This is a genomic window from Bacillus sp. NPDC094077 (assembly GCF_050279465.1).
Classification (GTDB): Bacteria; Bacillota; Bacilli; order Bacillales; family Bacillaceae_G; genus Bacillus_A.
Genome location: NZ_JBNNUF010000006.1, coordinates 49,491 through 64,983 on the forward strand (window position 1 = coordinate 49,491; position 15,493 = coordinate 64,983).

Below are 15,493 nucleotides of genomic sequence, written 5' to 3' on the forward strand. Positions count from 1 at the left end.
TCACCATTTTATGTACCAATCAGTATATTATATATAGTATTAAATTATAAACAACGTGTCAAAAGAAACCAAAATTACCTCAAAATAAACTTGACATATCTATTTCTTCAGGATTATATTTTACTTACAAAATAACATACCGTTTGGTATGTTATTTTCACTAATACAAAAAGGAGCTGATTTTATGAATAGTAAAGAAGAAATGATGACCACTCTAAAACATAATAATACCCAGTTACATTCACCTGTCAGTGCATCCATGTCCCGCTATATGATTCTATTATTCGCAATAGCTTGCGGGATGGCTGTGGCAAATATATACTTCGCTCATCCACTACTTGATTCATTATCAAATGAATTTAAAATTAGTCATTCAACTATCGGCATTGTAATTACTATTACTCAAGTTTGTTATGCACTCGGATTACTTTTATTCGTTCCACTTGGTGACTTATTAAACCAAAAGAGACTCATTATTGTTCAAATGCTTTTATCTGTTTTCGCTTTAATTGTAATCGGGTTCGCTCCCTCAAGCACCGTACTTTTTATAGGTATGTCCTTAGTAGGTATTCTTGCAACTGTTACGCAAACACTTGTCGCATACGCATCAATTTTAGCTCATCCTGCAGAACGTGGACGCATAGTAGGTTTCGTTACAAGTGGCGTTGTAATAGGTATTCTCCTTGCTCGTACATTTGCAGGCACATTAACAGATTTAGCTGGATGGCGGTCTGTTTATCTCACCTCCGCTACACTTATACTATTCGTAACTGTTTTGTTATATCGGAATTTACCTACTCTTAAACATAAAAGAATGACAACTATGCCTTATCGAAAGTTAATACGTTCTGTTCTCTTATTATTTGTAGAAGAACGACTCTTACGCATTCGCGGAATATTAGCATTGCTCATTTTCACTTCATTCAGTATTTTATGGACTTCTTTAGTATTACCTCTAAGTGCAACACCACATAATCTATCACATACAGCTATTGGTGCATTCGGCCTTGCTGGAGTTGCGGGTGCATTAGCTGCTACTAAAGCGGGACAATTAGCTGATAAAGGATTCGGACAACGAACAACTGGCATAGCCTTATCTTTATTAGTACTTTCATGGCTCCTAATTAAATTTATTAACCACTCTCCATTGTTACTAATTTTCGGCATTATCCTTTTAGATTTAGCTGTGCAAGCTGTACATGTCACCAATCAAAGTATGCTTTTCACAGTGCGCCCTGAAGCAAGAAGTCGAATCACTGCCAGTTACATGATTTTTTATTCTATCGGTAGTGCAACGGGTGCAATTCTTTCAACAAATGTTTATGCAAAATATGGATGGAATGGAGTATGCCTATTAGGTGTATCCGTTAGTGCTTGTGCTCTTTTATTTTGGGCAATGACCTTACGACAATCATCATAACTAAAAGAAGAATTCATTTGTATGTTTTCTAATATGTATTTTTCTACAAGACTATAGAATACCATTTACTTTTTAAAATAAATCAACGGCATTTTCATATTAAAAATGTCGTTGATTCCAAACTTTTATGTATGCGATTCGCCATTTCATGATAATAGATCATATACTAGCGAAATACATCTATTACAAAGTACCTTTAACTTGTCCGACAATCTCATTTATCGTATTTCGATCAAACTTGTCACTAATTTCGTATGGCTTACGATCTCCTACTAATTGTACCCCTATGATGTCTTTGCGGTCCTTACCATATTGCACTTCAATAATAGATCCGCGCTCTATTTGTTTCCAAATGTAACCTGCTTCATCTTTATTATCTAAAATAATACAGTCCTCAATATTTTCATCAATTCCAATTAACTTGTTATCATCAATATATCCAACCTCGTATTGTAGACGTTCTTTCGCTTTTCCGCTTACTAATATACCTTTGCTACCATATGAGTAATCCGTATAATCCTTTTTCTCCGCTTGTACCGCTTTCGGCTCTTGTGCTTCAGTTTTTTCAGCAGTTCCACAACCAGTAATAAGACCGATTGGCATAACTGCGGTTAATACTACTCTAGTAAAATTCTTTATCATTTATAACCAACCTCACATGCTTAATTTAAAATTCTATTTATTTCCTTATTAAAGAATAACATGATAATACGGAGAACGAACCAAAGATAAAATATTTTTTACATTTCCTAACTTCGAAAATCTATTTTGAAAGCTATACAACTATATTGTTTCTCTCACGTTTATCTTAATGGAATATTCTCATAATTATAGATAGCTGGACTTTTAAAATCACTAACTGAATTGTCGAGGAACTATAGAAAGTAGACATCCTACTCACATACAATTAATATAAAATTTGAGAAGTATGGAAGACTTGATAAAAAATATAAAGTGAAACTTTAATCAGTGGGGTTTTGTCCCTCCCCCACTGATTATTAGTTGAACCAATCGGGCTTTTACGGGCAGTTGATCTCCCACCTAACTCCCTCGCATTCGCCGAATTTTGAGGTGGGAGTCTTACTGCCCGCAAATAGCGGGATAAACTAGATGATTACAATTAAAAGGATCTTTATATTAAGGAAGGAAGTGCACAGCTATGGATTTTAAAACAGTTATGCAAGAGCTTGAGACCCTCGGTAAGGAACGAACGAAAAAAACATACATATCCAATGGCGCGCATGAGCCGGTTTTTGGAGTTGCTACAGGTGCTATGAAACCGATCGCTAAGAAAATAAAATCAAATCAAGATTTAGCTGAGGAACTTTATTCCACAGGTAACTACGATGCAATGTACTTTGCAGGCATTATTGCGGATCCAAAAGCTATGAGTGAGTCAGATTTTGATCGCTGGATTGACGGAGCGTATTTTTATATGCTTTCCGATTATGTGGTGGCAGTGACTTTATCAGAGTCAAATATTGCACAAGATGTTGCTGATAAATGGATTGCGAGCGGTGACGAGCTTAGAATGTCAGCAGGCTGGAGTTGCTACTGCTGGCTTTTGGGGAATCGCAAAGACAATGAATTTTCCGAAAGCAAAATTTCCGCTATGCTTGAAATTGTGAAGAATACGATTCATGATTCACCAGAACGAACAAAATCCGCTATGAATAATTTTCTAAACACTGTGGCAATTTCATATGTGCCACTACACGAAAAGGCAGTCGAGACTGCAAAAGAAGTAGGTATAGTAGAAGTAAAACGTGACAACAAAAAAAGCAGTTTTCTAAATGCTTCCGAAAGTATTCAGAAAGAACTTGATAGAGGAAGACTTGGTTTTAAACGTAAATATGTAAGATGTTAAAAACCAGCTTAGTATTTAGGTGTCAATCTAGGACAGATTGACACCTATTTTGTGTAAATTACTGAAAGTTGCAGGGAACAAATCATTCATTTTCCCCTGTATATCCTATATGTTAGAAACTTCTTCTTTCAATTTATATACCCTATCTCTTTTCTCATCATTTTTGATAAAAGTAAGCTTTCCTTCTGTAACAAAACCTTCTAATATTAAGCATACTTGCCCATATGCTTTCGGCTTATCCGTTGTGAATCTTTCATCTGGTATTTTACCAGATCGTATTAATTGTTCGCATAGCTCCAACGCACTTATTTCTTCACAATCAATTAATTCCAAAATATATTTTTGCAATGGCGATAAAGGTACTGGTATCTCAGCTACCTCCACCTTTTCTTTTTCTTCTTCAAATAAATCTTCAAATGAAATTTGATTCATTACATCTTTTCCTTTCTAACAATGGATTTGTATAACATGAACTGAATTCTATATGTACTGGAACTTTTTAATTTAGTTATTGTCATGAATTTCATAAACTATGTACATCGTTTCAAATAGCATGTTTCGATTATACCAAATATACGTTCTACTATCTATTATAGAATTCGTTATAGCAGAAATGAGAGTAGTAGTGAACATCATCCTCTTTGTTAGTTGCATAAAACATGTAACCAAATAAAAAAATCACATTACATAATAGAAAAAACATCCCAAAATTTGTATAATAAAATAAAAAGCGACATCTTAATATAGGAAGGTCTTGATAACATGCTAGGTATCAATGTTAAAAAAACAAATGAAGAATTAATTATTTCATGGCAATTAGCTAAGATTCATATTCCATTAAGTGAGATTATTGAGGTAATCGAAGATAATACATATGCTGGTGTTGAAGAAAAAGATGTAATTCGCATTGGAACAGCATATGGTACAACTGATCGTATTTTAATTAAAACAGTAAAGCAAAATTATCTATTGTTCACTACTAATAGGGTATCGGTTTTAAATATAATAAAAGCTTAATTGTTGTTCTTCATTTGAGCGACTAATAGTCAATAATCGCCCACATAAATGAATTACTCTTTTTCTGGTCCGTAGATGATTCAAATATATCTGATAAAAAAACACTACCAATCGCAGTGTTTTTTTATTTCTTATCCAATTCATCTATAGTTGTAGAAGCTATTCATTTACATCATTGTTTGAGAGAAGGACCAATTCTTTCTTATTTCGATTATTGACAAAATATCTCTTCACCCTATTCAGCTCCTAAAATATTTTCCCTACACCAACTATTTCATTTCAACAAAATTTGTAAGATGCTAACAAATAAAAAAACACTATCAATCATAGTGTTTTGGGTACTATTACATCTCCATCAACTTAAGAAATTTCTATTCCCCCAAAACGAAATATTTATTTTCTAAAGGCCTCTTAAGAAAGGGAATTAGTTTGATCGTTCATGTCTACTATAAAATTCGAATCTATATTTTGCAGAAACTCTATACTTTAAAGTTAATAATACTTTCTTTCATAATTGGCGTTACTTCTTTTTCCTTACCCCCTTCCCCTCTTTGAGAAAAATTAGGTTCCAATTCATTTACAAAAAAACCTCTCCGATTTTCACCACGAATATATCCTTCAGCTACAAGCTGTTCATATGCTAATACTGTCGTATTTCTACTAACATGAAGTGAATCTGCCAGTTGTCGTATGGGAGGCAGTGCCTCATCTTTTCCTAACACGCCCTTTTCAATCAATAGACAATTGTATAGATTTGTTTATATTTAATGAATAATCAGCTATATTCTTTTTTAGATAAAGTGAAACTTTAATCAGTGGGGATTTTGTCCCTCCCCCACTGATTATTAGCCTACACCAATCGGGCTTTTACGAGCAGTTGATCTCGCACCTAACCCCCTCGCATTCGCCGAATTTTGAGGCGGGAGTCTTACTGCCCGCAAATAGTGGGATAAACTTACGAGCCTATATCACAAAAAATAAAACATTTATAATCTCAGTAACGAAAAAATACAATTTAAAAAGACGACATATGAAATGTCGTCTTTTTATAAATTTCAAAGTGAATTCTCGATGTTAACTTGAGTCATCAAAGCCCGTTATCCCTTAATTTATATTTAGATAAAGATTACACTGTTTTCCATAATGATAAAGCATAGATCCAGTTCGGGTCCCCATTCCCCTGGTAATTCTGAACTGCTTCATATACTTTTCCTTCGTGTAGAACTCTATCTCCCTTTTTATATGCTTTCTTTGCATCCCACGCTTCATATGAAGCGTTTTCAGTTTTTGTTGTAACTGTGAATATGTCACTTTGTATGGATTCATTTCCAGCTACATCCACAGCTTTCACTGTATATTTATATGTAGTATTCGCAAGTAAATTTTTCTCTAAATAAGAAGTCGTATTAGAAGTTCCAATTTTTTTCATTGACCCTGCAATTTCTCTATAAATATCGTAATGGTCTACGCCAATGTTATCGTCAGATGGACTCCACATTAGGTCTACACTTGACGCTGTTGTTCCCATGCTATGTAATCCTTTTGGTTGTGTTGGCGCTTCTGTATCTGGCGTTTCAACTGTTGTTTTCACTGTAATTGCTTTACTTTCTTTTGATACATTGCCAGCTGCATCAATCGCTTTTACAGTATACGTGTACTGCGTACTTGGTTGTAACTGTTTATTAATAAAATGAGTGCCTGGTACGGTGTCAATCATTTCTCCGTTACGGAAGACTTGATATCCTTTCACCCCTACATTATCCGTAGAAGCGTTCCATGTTAGTTCGATACTATTTGCTGTTACTTTTTGCGCCTGAAGTCCATTTGGAATACTTGGAGCTTCTGTGTCTGGTTTCACATCATTAATGAGATTCACATCAATTACATTATAGAACGCATTCGCTGTATCCGCTACATCCCATACTGCTAAGATCACGTGGTATCCACTGCGATCAGTAGGTACATTGATTGTGTGAGTTATATTATTTGAAGCTGCAGAACCATCATGTTGTACAGTTCCAATCGGCTCAAAATCAGCTCTTGTTAGCGCTTTATTTGGATTCCAGCCTTTTTTGGTAATGTAGTAGTGCCATTTGCTTGTTAAGTGAGGCGCTGTATATTTCCAAGTAAACGTATTTTCCCCACCAGTGATTGTATTTTTAAACCAACGATCCGCTGTTTGTTGATCCAAAATACCACCAAATTTGCCGCCTGCAGAAGCAATCTGTCCATCAATCGGGCCAGCTTGCGGAAAACCTTTTGGAGCTTCTAAACTTTGTGGTTCATACATAACACTTCCGCAGTTTACATTTAGTGCACCATAAGTTGGGCTACATAAAGCGGAACGGCTACCTGGTTTTTCAACAAAACCGTGAGCGTATGCATTTTGAGGAATAAGTGTCGTTCCAATAATTCCAGCTGTTAATGCAACAGCTCCAAAAGTTTTTTTGTTCATTGTCATGTTCTGTAAATGTTTTAAAATTCGATTATTCATGTCTATGTCCCCTTCTTGTTATGCTTTGTAGTGGAATGTGGGCTTTGATGTAAAAGTATAACAAGGGCAATCATATTTCGGGGTATACGTACGTTACATATAAACTATAGTGTAATGTATTGGTTCCCCTCTTTGTGAAATATTTCACTTTATGAATGTATCATGACATAGAATCGCCATAAATATGTGCAGAAGTCGTGCAGAAGTCGTGAACTTATTACTAACACGTAAAACTAAGTCCTACTTAGAAGTACGATTTGAATTGAATCTTATAGGGGTATTTTCTTTTCTTAGCTTGATTGTGATGGGGTACCGCCAGCATTTCAGAAATAACCACACTAAGCAAAAAATACAATAAGCCGTCCCTATGGACAGCTCATTTACATAATTATCGTTATCGTTAGTAAACCGACAACAAAAAAAGATTAGTGAAATACTAATCTTTTTTTGCTTTATAGATTTGGAATTACTCCTATCCTAACCAGCCTCTCTCCCTCTTCTTGATGAATTGGAAAACATAATATATAACAAATATATTTACAGTTGCATGGAATAATATGTATATTAATATTCAGAAGATTATAAAAAGGGGGATGTATATGCAAACTGTTATGCCGTCTTATTTGTTTTTATTTATTGGCGCGCTCATTTTACTACGTAGGATTCGTTCGATGTATAAACCAATCAAGGGAAGTGGGGTGCGAATATTCCTGCCACTTATTTACTTAACGCCGGGACTTTCATTTTTTCTTCAATTAGGGCACCCGACGTTTTTTGAATTATGCGTAAGTGTTGTCTTAGGGCTTGCTTTTTCGGTGCTTATTATCATTTTGTCAGATTACGAAATTAGAGAGCATGGTAACATTTACGCAAAGAAAAGCTGGAAATTTGTCGTGGCTTTTATCCTAATGCTCCTTTTACGTTATTTTATCCGACAAGACATTACGACAGTCGATTCAGGTACACTTGGTCTGTTATTTTTCACCTTTATCATTTGCTACATTGTTCCGTGGCGAATTGCTTGCTATATAAAATTCCAAAAAGTGCTCGAACAAAAAAAGAAGCTTTCTATTAAAACGTAGAAGGTTTTTTCCATCATCTTTAGGTATAGTCCATTTACTTAGTAATAGTGGAAAAGAGCTTATTGGACTCTTCCCCCTAGTAAAATTTTGATTGAGTATAATATACATGCCTAGTTAGGGGTTCCGCCCCATTGCTATCAACCTAATAAAACAAAATAACCCCTAAAATGAAAAAATGAGCCGACTTCTCAAAATAACTAACTATAGAGAAAGAATATTTTCATTTAGGGGGTACTTCAAAACCTTAGCTTGGTGGGCATAGGGTATCTCCACATCTCCATCAACTTAAGAAATTTCTAGTCCCCAAAAACAAAGAAGATGAAGAGATTAAGATTGTAGTATCTGGAAACCAAACAGGTTCTAAAGCCTAGTTAAGCAGATACGGTAAGCAAGTATACTATGTTACTAATGAAAAAGAATCTGATATTCATATCAGATCCTTTTTCACTATGTATAATTATTTCACTAATTCTTTTATAAATTTACATTCTTAATACATACATCGCTTCACACGAGGTTGCTATTTACTAGTACACGATAACCGGTTCATACGTGTTTAAATTATCATACACAGTCTTTGCAATACTAGGAGGCAGGTTAACACATCCTCCAGATCCTCCCGTTAAATAAGCATTATTTGCCCAGTTTGTTCGCCAGCCGGCATCGTGGAACCCTTGGCCACCATTTGTGAACGGAGCCCAATAATCTACTTTAACGGAATAATCAGCTTTACCTACTGCACTGCCTTTGAGTGTGTACGGTGATCGTTTATAAAGGATGTACCACACACCTGGTGAAGTATCTTCACTCGTGCTATGTTTCCCAGTTACTACATTTGTTGTGACTGCTAACTTTCCATCCTTGTAAATCCAAATTTGTTGCTCTGCAATTGAAACTTCCGCATACGTGTCTCCGATGCCATTATTCGATGTTGTTTCATAGCCGATGCCTTCCTTACTCCAGCCATTTCCGTGAATATTAGAAGCAGAAAGCGATTTTTCTCCTTTTTCAAAGGCTTGTTGGACTTGCTTTGTTTCTTTTTCAACATCTAGTGCCCAGCCATAGCCCTGTCCTTTTACTGATATGACCGAACCAGAATGAGTTGTAAATGTGAAATCTTTATTTAATGTTGATTTAGCATTATTAATTTCAGTAATCTTATTCTTAATATCGCTCGCATCGATTGTAACTTTCATATCCTTTGACATAGAGGCATTTTGAATTAAATCTTTCGCTTTTAATGGATAAACTTCATTCTGTACCTTATAATCAACGGACTGTTGAAGAAGATCCTGTAGTGCTTTCTCCTCTTTTTTGACAATCGGATTGTCTTCTTTAATAGGCTGTATGTATGCAGACTTCAGATGAATTTCGCTTTTATACTTCTGCTTTTCGTAATCTTTCAATAGACTAGCAACGTCATACTGATCCCCATCAACGCTTTTCGAGATAACCAATTTTCCTTGTTCGAGCTTCGCCATAGCATCTTGAGGGGCTTTTAATTTTTTATTCATAGAGACGAGCTTTTCTTCTACAAGTTTTTTCAACGTTTCGCTACGATATTGATCCACCTTTTTCGATAGCAGTGAATAATTTGTTTCCTTTGAGGAAGGGAAAAATGTCCACTGGCTTTTTAATAGTTTCTTAACTTGAGACAAATCTTTTTCCGTAAATTCCATTTGCGTATCTTTTTCATCTAAAATTTGTTGTTGACCGACATAGACTTTGTTTTCTAATCCAGATGTTTTTAATTTCTGTATTGCCTGATCAGCGGTCAAACCATCGACTTTTGTGTCATTAATCGTAACATTTGAATTGAAGTGGGTTGCCTGATAGTAACTCATTCCCCCAATGAGAAGTGTAATTATACCACCACCCGCTGCAATAAGCTTCCAATTTGTAAAACGTTTGCTTGATCTTACTCTTTTTTTATCAACTTCTTCAACTGACTCATTTATTGTATTGTTGTTCATCAATCTTTCCCCCGTATACATCAACATCAATCGATTTTAAACTAAAACCATTGACTAGTGTACCTTATTGTTCCTAAAATTTCATTATTTTTGACCAAATTTTATCGCATTTAATTGATCAAATTTAGACTTTTTAATAAAACGACAAATAAAAATGATAGATAAATTTTTTCAATTCACACTGAATAGTCCCTTACAAGTAATAAATCTTTATAAAAAGTGGTCCCACCCTATGCCTATCAATCTAAAGTTTCTGTTTGTCCGAAACTTTACCTAGATTACAGATAACATTCACAATAAAGGATACCACCACATCGCCAGCATTTTGGAAAAAAAAGCACGCTAAGAGTATGCAAATTTTTATACAATTTTTTGGTCAATCCAGTAACAAACGAGAATCCTAAAACCGCACCAGGTTAGGAATGTATAAAAAAATGAATAGATCCATAGAACAAAAAAAGGAGGTTCCCTTGTGGGAGTAAGAAGCTGACTTTTTCCCTGCTACCTATAATGAGACGTTATATTAATTAGGTTTGGATACTGTATACATCGTCTTTTTTCAACTAAGAGTTTGGATTCATACAGCAAAAATTTTTTCAATTATTAAATAATAAAAAATGGACCCGTATTATAACTGACTGAGGTATGTTATAATCAGAATAAGGGTTTTACCCTTATTTACTTTTTATAGGAGAGTGTTTAACATGATTATCAAGTTCATTCGTTTACGTTAATTTTAAACACAATTCATTATGCCCAGCTATTTTTTTCAAAACATGCGGGTTTATTTGAGTGTGTCTTTTTTATTAACTAAATACGAATGAAATGAGGAGTTAATCATGACTGAAAAGATTATTAAAATTAATGAAATTGATATATGTACAGAGAGCTTTGGCAATTCAGCAAATCCAGCAGTCTTACTGATTATGGGAGCCATGTGTTCAATGGTTTATTGGGATGAGGAATTTTGTCAACAATTAGCTGATACGGGTCGATATGTTATTCGTTATGATAATAGAGATGTCGGACGGTCAACTACTTATGAACCGGGGAGTTCCCACTATACTGTGGTAGATATGGCTGATGATGCGATTGGGGTACTCGATGCATATCATATTGACGAAGCACATATTGTTGGAATGTCATTGGGTGGAATGATTGCTCAAATTGTAGCCTTAAGAACCCCTCAAAGAGTTCTCAGTATAACTTTGATTGCATCAGGTATTTTTGGTTCTGAAGACAACAACCGAAATTTGCCTCCGATCGATGAGAAAATACTCGCTTACCATGCTAATGCGGCCAAACTAAATTGGTCGGATGAAGAATCTGTTGCTAATTACTTGGTTGCAGGATCAGCTTTACTCTGTGGTTCAAAACATAAATTCGATGAGAAGAGGGTTTATAAGCAAGTAGAAAAAGAAATAAAACGAGCAAATAATCTACTCAGTATGTTTAATCATTCCCTTCTTAAAGGCGATGATTCTTATGAAGGGAAATTAAAAGGAATCAATATACCTACTTTGGTTATCCATGGTACAGAAGATACAGTGCTTCCATACGAGCATGGTCTTGCTCTTGTTAATGAAATTCCGCATGCTTTATTGCTAACCCTAGAAGAATCGGGTCACGAGATTCACTGTGACGATTGGGATCATATAATCAACGCTATTTCGAACCATACTTCAGTCCTGTAATCATTATAGGAATCGTATAAAACAAAAAACACTTAAAAATCAGTTTTGGAACTGTTACTCAGTTAAAGAATATTGATGCTCAGTGATTGATATTCCCTCCCTATAACTGTGATTATGTGAATGAAAAGTCCCTTCAGATCTTCTGAAGGGACTTTTCTAGATTTCTAGATACATTGAATACCGATAAGTAGGGTTATGTTAACCTTACATGACTATCCCTTTCATACTTCGTAAACATAATAACCTTTATTATGTGAAAAAGTCATTATCCTGACTAATAAACAATACTATAAGAAGAAAATATAATGGAGGTGGAGTCATGGGAGTTGTTAACGCTACAGATGCAGATATTGCACTTTTAGCAAGATTACTGAGAGCAGAAGCCGAAGGAGAAGGACTTCAGGGGATGTTGCTCGTCGGAAATGTAGGAATTAACCGAATAAGAGCCAATTGTTCCGATTTTAAAAACCTTCGTACCATTAGACAAATGATTTTCCAAGAACACGCATTTGAAGCTGTTACTCACGGTTATTTCTATCAAAGAGCAAGAGAAAGTGAAAAACGCTTAGCTCGTCGAGTAATCAATGGAGAGAGGTTCTGGCCTGGGAAATTTAGTTTGTGGTATTTTAGGCCACCAGGTGATTGTCCTCAACAATGGTATAATCAGCCTTTTGTGGGGCGTTATAAAAAACACTGTTTTTTTCAACCAACAGCCGCGACTTGTGAACAAGTTTATAACACATTTTAAACAATGATAAAAACAATCTGTAATGAAAGAATAAAAAAGCGTTAATTTAACACTTTTTTACTGGTCTAGGGATAGCGTCACATGTCCATCAAGCTAATATTTTAAAGTGGCCTCAAAACGAAAAAAATGAGCCAAATTCTATAAATAGCTGTAAAAAGGTAAAATTCTCGTTCTGGGGGTGGTATGAGATTTTAACTTGATGGGGCGCCAGCATTTCGGAAAAAAACCACGCTAAGCAAAAAATACAATGAGCTGCCCATATGGACAGCTCATTTACATAATTATCATTATCAGTAGTAACCAAATCCCAGAAAGCCATTCATATCAATAGTTTTCTAGCTTTCCTCCCCCCTCCGTATGCAAGATTTCATACATTCCTGTCACAACAGTATTTGGCAGTTCAAACCGTTCTTGTAGTCTTCATGAAGTCCGCTATCTATTACCATGGAAGATCAGCTACTTTGAAATAAATTTCGATTAAAGATAGCACACAATTATTACTCGAATTGGTAAGGAGTATAGAAAATAGTCTTATCTAAATCGAGTTAAATACTAAACATCAAAATGAGCATTTTGGGCAAGTCTCACGTACTGACCATTTCTTTCATCTCTAATGACAGCTCCTAACTGAGCTAAATCTTCTCGTAGATATTTAGCATCTGCCTTTTTCTTTTCTTTCAATGCACGGTCTCTAGCATAAAGTAATACATTAATTTTTTCGGGAAAATCAGTATGTCCTAAAGCCCATCGCTCGTATTCGCTACCAAATGGATCAGTTTCATTCCATGGATATTGATGCTTATTAAAAGCTTCTCGTACAGTATCCTTCTTCACTTCAATAACTTCTCTATATAATTCATTACTCTTTTGCCCAAGGATAATTAAATGCTTATTTTCTATATAGATTGCTAAAATGTCCTTTTTCTCAATGATATTTATTTTTTCTCCAAATTTCAGTTGCAAATTATTGTAGGAAATTGTGACTTCGAGACTCTCATTTAAAATAATAAAACCCAATAATAAACCTGCTATTGTTCCAATAACGGTGGCAATACTTGAAACCCATAAGCTGTTAAAGAATGTAATGAGTAAAATTAACTTCTCCATTGGAACTACTGGAAGCTTTAGTATCCAATTGGCAATGATGGGAACAAACCAACCAATCAAACCGCCTAATATCATGGGTACTAAAACAATAATTGTTTTTTGGGGTTTACTATGTCCAAGAAATGTTTCGTTTTCTATCATAATCCCTATCCTCTCTATTAAATTAGTTATAAATAATATTTTGGACTTATATATCGACATATAAGCCGCTGATATGCAGAATACAACATGGCCGCTACTGGCTTACTCTCTTTGTTTTAAACATCACATGTGTCAGGAAAAGGCCCCGATCGCTTCTGGGAACGGCCAGATGCTCTCGTCCTCCCCTAAAAAGAAAGGGGTTTTTATGTCATTTTATTAACTTATATAAATGTTTTTTTGTTTTCATTATTTAACTATTTTCAATATACTTTTTATCAATTCTTCACTATAATCTTCTAAACTCATTTTACTTTGGGAAGATATCAAAGATTCCGATATCGAACCTTGAATAATTGTTGCGGTCACTTGAATATTAAAATCTCCAAATTCTTTTAATTCCTGCCCCTGTAAGAGAATTTCTTGTAATAAACCCTTTATTAAATTTTCTTCATCGCCTTCTAGTAAATAATAAGGAATATGATCTGGTGTTCGTGCATTAAAAACTATTTCAATTAAAGCGATATTATTTGTTCGGTTTATAACCTGATAAGCTAAACTTGCTTCGATAAATGCTTTTAATTTTTCTGTAGACGTTTGTTTTTGACTAACTCTTGCATTAATAAATAACCATTCTTGTTCAACTAAATACATTAAAGTATTGTTCATCAAATCTTCTTTACCAGAAAAGTGATAAGAAATTAACCCTGTACTTATGTTTGCTTTTTTTGCTATTTTCGACAAACTTGTACTTACATATCCAACTTCTCTTAAAACTTCAACAGCGGCCTTAATTATTTGTTCTCTTCTTGCTTCTGTTATAAAAGATTGTCTGTCTTCCATAAGAATAACCACCTTATAAATTGTTCACCATTTTTAATTGAACATTCATTTTTTTGATTGAACGTTCAATTAATTGAATTATATATTTTTTTACTATTTTTGTCAAATCTAATTTGGGGCCACCACATCGCTATTAAGCTAACGAAATTAAGTACCCCCAAAACGATAAAATGATCTTCTTTTTTACAAAAAGGTCTAAAATTTCGTTCTGGGGGTGCTGCAACATTTTAACTTGCTGGGCATGCGTCAGTACCCCATAAAGAAAAGACACCCTAAGGTGCCTTCCTCCGACTTGATATATTTAATGATCTACAACACTCCAAACAGTTTTATCACTCCCTTAGTCCCAATAAGCATATAACTCAGTTACTTTTCCTTTCGCTTTGCGGGCTTGTTCATCATCTAGCCAATTTACAACATCTTCTGTTTTAAAATACTCCTTTTGAATGAAAGCCAAATAATGTTTAGTTTCATTTCTACTACTGCTTATTTGGGATAGTGATAGGGTTTCTGTTATCCCGTAAGTGGTTTGTTAATCCTAATATATTATGTAATGCACGAAAAGACGATATTGATAGAGCTACACAATAAATATTTGCAAAATCATAAAAAGTATTCAAATTGAAGAAATTAAAAAGAAACATCAATTATCGATATATTTGTTTTAAAAAAAATTGTAATGATTAATTTTTTTGCCAACATGTCTATTTCATTTATTAAGCTTAAACATATTCTATTTATATAAGTAGTGATGAAATAATTTAATAGAATTTAATTTCATTGTTATTTATTAAAATTTAGTAGAAAAGGAAGGTATAAGAATATGGCTGAACTTCAGCAAGAAACTGAAATTCGTACTTTGTTACAAGCATTTCAATTGGTAGGAGCAAGAGTTGTATTATTTTTACCATCGTTCCATGTAGAGGGCCTTATTACACGAATTGGAGAAACTTTTGTTACTCTCCGTCGTGGTAATGGAGAAGGCGTTGAAGTGGAAAGCAATGATAATGGTGGAGCTCTTGAAAATCCAAATCAAATTAGTGTTAAAATTAGTGACATCTTATCGGTTAGTGATGATCAAGGAGCGTAATAAATTAAAGAATGTACTGG

At 34.4% G+C, this 15,493-nt stretch carries 13 protein-coding genes and 2 pseudogenes; 8 read left to right on the forward strand and 7 right to left on the reverse strand.

Translation table 11 applies throughout. From position 1 onward, the window contains the following. Window positions 1-184 precede the first annotated feature (184 nt). Window positions 185-1,420 carry an MFS transporter gene (locus tag ACQKNR_RS16350; RefSeq protein WP_427318786.1) on the forward strand — a complete coding sequence of 412 codons (1,236 nt, stop codon included), beginning with the start codon at window positions 185-187 and terminating at the stop codon, window positions 1,418-1,420. A gap of 183 nt (window positions 1,421-1,603) precedes the next feature. Here the strand turns inward: ACQKNR_RS16350 and ACQKNR_RS16355 are convergent, their stop codons facing one another. Further along, a complete protein-coding gene (locus ACQKNR_RS16355) occupies window positions 1,604-2,062 on the reverse strand; it encodes a hypothetical protein (RefSeq protein WP_427318787.1) in 459 nt (152 codons plus the stop codon). 517 nt (window positions 2,063-2,579) lie between these two features. Between ACQKNR_RS16355 and ACQKNR_RS16360 the strand changes: the two genes are divergently transcribed. After that, window positions 2,580-3,287 carry a DNA alkylation repair protein gene (locus ACQKNR_RS16360; protein ID WP_427318788.1) on the forward strand — a complete coding sequence of 236 codons (708 nt, stop codon included), beginning with the start codon at window positions 2,580-2,582 and terminating at the stop codon, window positions 3,285-3,287. A 105-nt stretch (window positions 3,288-3,392) separates the two neighbouring features. On the opposite strand, the gene ACQKNR_RS16365 is transcribed toward ACQKNR_RS16360, so the two are convergent. Next, entirely contained in the window at window positions 3,393-3,719 is a 327-nt protein-coding gene (locus ACQKNR_RS16365) for a DUF3895 domain-containing protein (RefSeq protein WP_427318789.1), read from the reverse strand. A gap of 330 nt (window positions 3,720-4,049) precedes the next feature. On the opposite strand from ACQKNR_RS16365, the gene ACQKNR_RS16370 reads away from it, so the two are divergent. Further along, entirely contained in the window at window positions 4,050-4,304 is a 255-nt protein-coding gene (locus ACQKNR_RS16370) for a hypothetical protein (RefSeq protein WP_427318790.1), read from the forward strand. Between the two features lie 482 nt (window positions 4,305-4,786). On the opposite strand, the pseudogene ACQKNR_RS16375 reads toward ACQKNR_RS16370, so the two are convergent. Beyond that, window positions 4,787-5,058: pseudogene (locus ACQKNR_RS16375) on the reverse strand (GntR family transcriptional regulator); the annotation flags it as partial. A 372-nt stretch (window positions 5,059-5,430) separates the two neighbouring features. Then, on the reverse strand, window positions 5,431-6,798 hold the full coding sequence (locus ACQKNR_RS16380) for a lytic polysaccharide monooxygenase (RefSeq protein WP_427318791.1): 1,368 nt from the start codon (window positions 6,796-6,798) through the stop codon (window positions 5,431-5,433). A gap of 599 nt (window positions 6,799-7,397) precedes the next feature. On the opposite strand from ACQKNR_RS16380, the gene ACQKNR_RS16385 reads away from it, so the two are divergent. Further along, window positions 7,398-7,880, forward strand: a complete 483-nt coding sequence (locus ACQKNR_RS16385; protein ID WP_427318792.1) for a CcdC protein domain-containing protein — start codon at window positions 7,398-7,400, stop codon at window positions 7,878-7,880. Between the two features lie 527 nt (window positions 7,881-8,407). Here ACQKNR_RS16385 and ACQKNR_RS16390 read toward each other — a convergent pair. Further along, entirely contained in the window at window positions 8,408-9,853 is a 1,446-nt protein-coding gene (locus ACQKNR_RS16390) for a L,D-transpeptidase family protein (RefSeq protein ID WP_427318793.1), read from the reverse strand. 839 nt (window positions 9,854-10,692) lie between these two features. Here ACQKNR_RS16390 and ACQKNR_RS16395 point away from each other — a divergent pair. Together ACQKNR_RS16395 and ACQKNR_RS16400 are read left to right on the forward strand one after the other, a co-directional pair. Then, window positions 10,693-11,547, forward strand: a complete 855-nt coding sequence (locus ACQKNR_RS16395) for an alpha/beta fold hydrolase (protein WP_427318794.1) — start codon at window positions 10,693-10,695, stop codon at window positions 11,545-11,547. 319 nt (window positions 11,548-11,866) lie between these two features. Further along, complete coding sequence (locus tag ACQKNR_RS16400; protein ID WP_427318795.1) at window positions 11,867-12,295, forward strand: cell wall hydrolase; 429 nt, start codon at window positions 11,867-11,869, stop codon at window positions 12,293-12,295. 552 nt (window positions 12,296-12,847) lie between these two features. Here the strand turns inward: ACQKNR_RS16400 and ACQKNR_RS16405 are convergent. Both ACQKNR_RS16405 and ACQKNR_RS16410 read right to left on the reverse strand, forming a co-directional pair. After that, on the reverse strand, window positions 12,848-13,543 hold the full coding sequence (locus ACQKNR_RS16405; RefSeq protein WP_427318796.1) for a YqeB family protein: 696 nt from the start codon (window positions 13,541-13,543) through the stop codon (window positions 12,848-12,850). A 246-nt stretch (window positions 13,544-13,789) separates the two neighbouring features. Then, window positions 13,790-14,383: a TetR/AcrR family transcriptional regulator gene (locus ACQKNR_RS16410; protein WP_427318797.1), complete on the reverse strand. Its 594-nt coding sequence runs from the start codon at window positions 14,381-14,383 to the stop codon at window positions 13,790-13,792. 516 nt (window positions 14,384-14,899) lie between these two features. Here ACQKNR_RS16410 and ACQKNR_RS16415 point away from each other — a divergent pair. Further along, window positions 14,900-15,051: pseudogene (locus ACQKNR_RS16415) on the forward strand (MarR family transcriptional regulator); the annotation flags it as partial. Between the two features lie 155 nt (window positions 15,052-15,206). After that, the gene (locus ACQKNR_RS16420; protein ID WP_427318689.1) at window positions 15,207-15,473 is read left to right on the forward strand and encodes a hypothetical protein; all 267 of its coding nucleotides are present in this window, start codon (window positions 15,207-15,209) and stop codon (window positions 15,471-15,473) included. The last annotated feature ends 20 nt before the right edge of the window (window positions 15,474-15,493 follow it).

Bases quoted from the DNA above. Each gene is read 5' to 3' on its own strand.
- ACQKNR_RS16400 (WP_427318795.1), top strand. From the start codon at position 11,867: ATGGGAGTTGTTAACGCTACAGATGCAGATATTGCACTTTTAGCAAGA.
- ACQKNR_RS16385 (WP_427318792.1), top strand. From the start codon at position 7,398: ATGCAAACTGTTATGCCGTCTTATTTGTTTTTATTTATTGGCGCGCTC.
- ACQKNR_RS16405 (WP_427318796.1), bottom strand. From the start codon at position 13,543: ATGATAGAAAACGAAACATTTCTTGGACATAGTAAACCCCAAAAAACA.
- ACQKNR_RS16410 (WP_427318797.1), bottom strand. From the start codon at position 14,383: ATGGAAGACAGACAATCTTTTATAACAGAAGCAAGAAGAGAACAAATA.
- ACQKNR_RS16350 (WP_427318786.1), top strand. From the start codon at position 185: ATGAATAGTAAAGAAGAAATGATGACCACTCTAAAACATAATAATACC.
- ACQKNR_RS16365 (WP_427318789.1), bottom strand. From the start codon at position 3,719: ATGAATCAAATTTCATTTGAAGATTTATTTGAAGAAGAAAAAGAAAAG.
- ACQKNR_RS16370 (WP_427318790.1), top strand. From the start codon at position 4,050: ATGCTAGGTATCAATGTTAAAAAAACAAATGAAGAATTAATTATTTCA.
- ACQKNR_RS16380 (WP_427318791.1), bottom strand. From the start codon at position 6,798: ATGAATAATCGAATTTTAAAACATTTACAGAACATGACAATGAACAAA.
- ACQKNR_RS16390 (WP_427318793.1), bottom strand. From the start codon at position 9,853: ATGAACAACAATACAATAAATGAGTCAGTTGAAGAAGTTGATAAAAAA.
- ACQKNR_RS16395 (WP_427318794.1), top strand. From the start codon at position 10,693: ATGACTGAAAAGATTATTAAAATTAATGAAATTGATATATGTACAGAG.
- ACQKNR_RS16360 (WP_427318788.1), top strand. From the start codon at position 2,580: ATGGATTTTAAAACAGTTATGCAAGAGCTTGAGACCCTCGGTAAGGAA.
- ACQKNR_RS16420 (WP_427318689.1), top strand. From the start codon at position 15,207: ATGGCTGAACTTCAGCAAGAAACTGAAATTCGTACTTTGTTACAAGCA.
- ACQKNR_RS16355 (WP_427318787.1), bottom strand. From the start codon at position 2,062: ATGATAAAGAATTTTACTAGAGTAGTATTAACCGCAGTTATGCCAATC.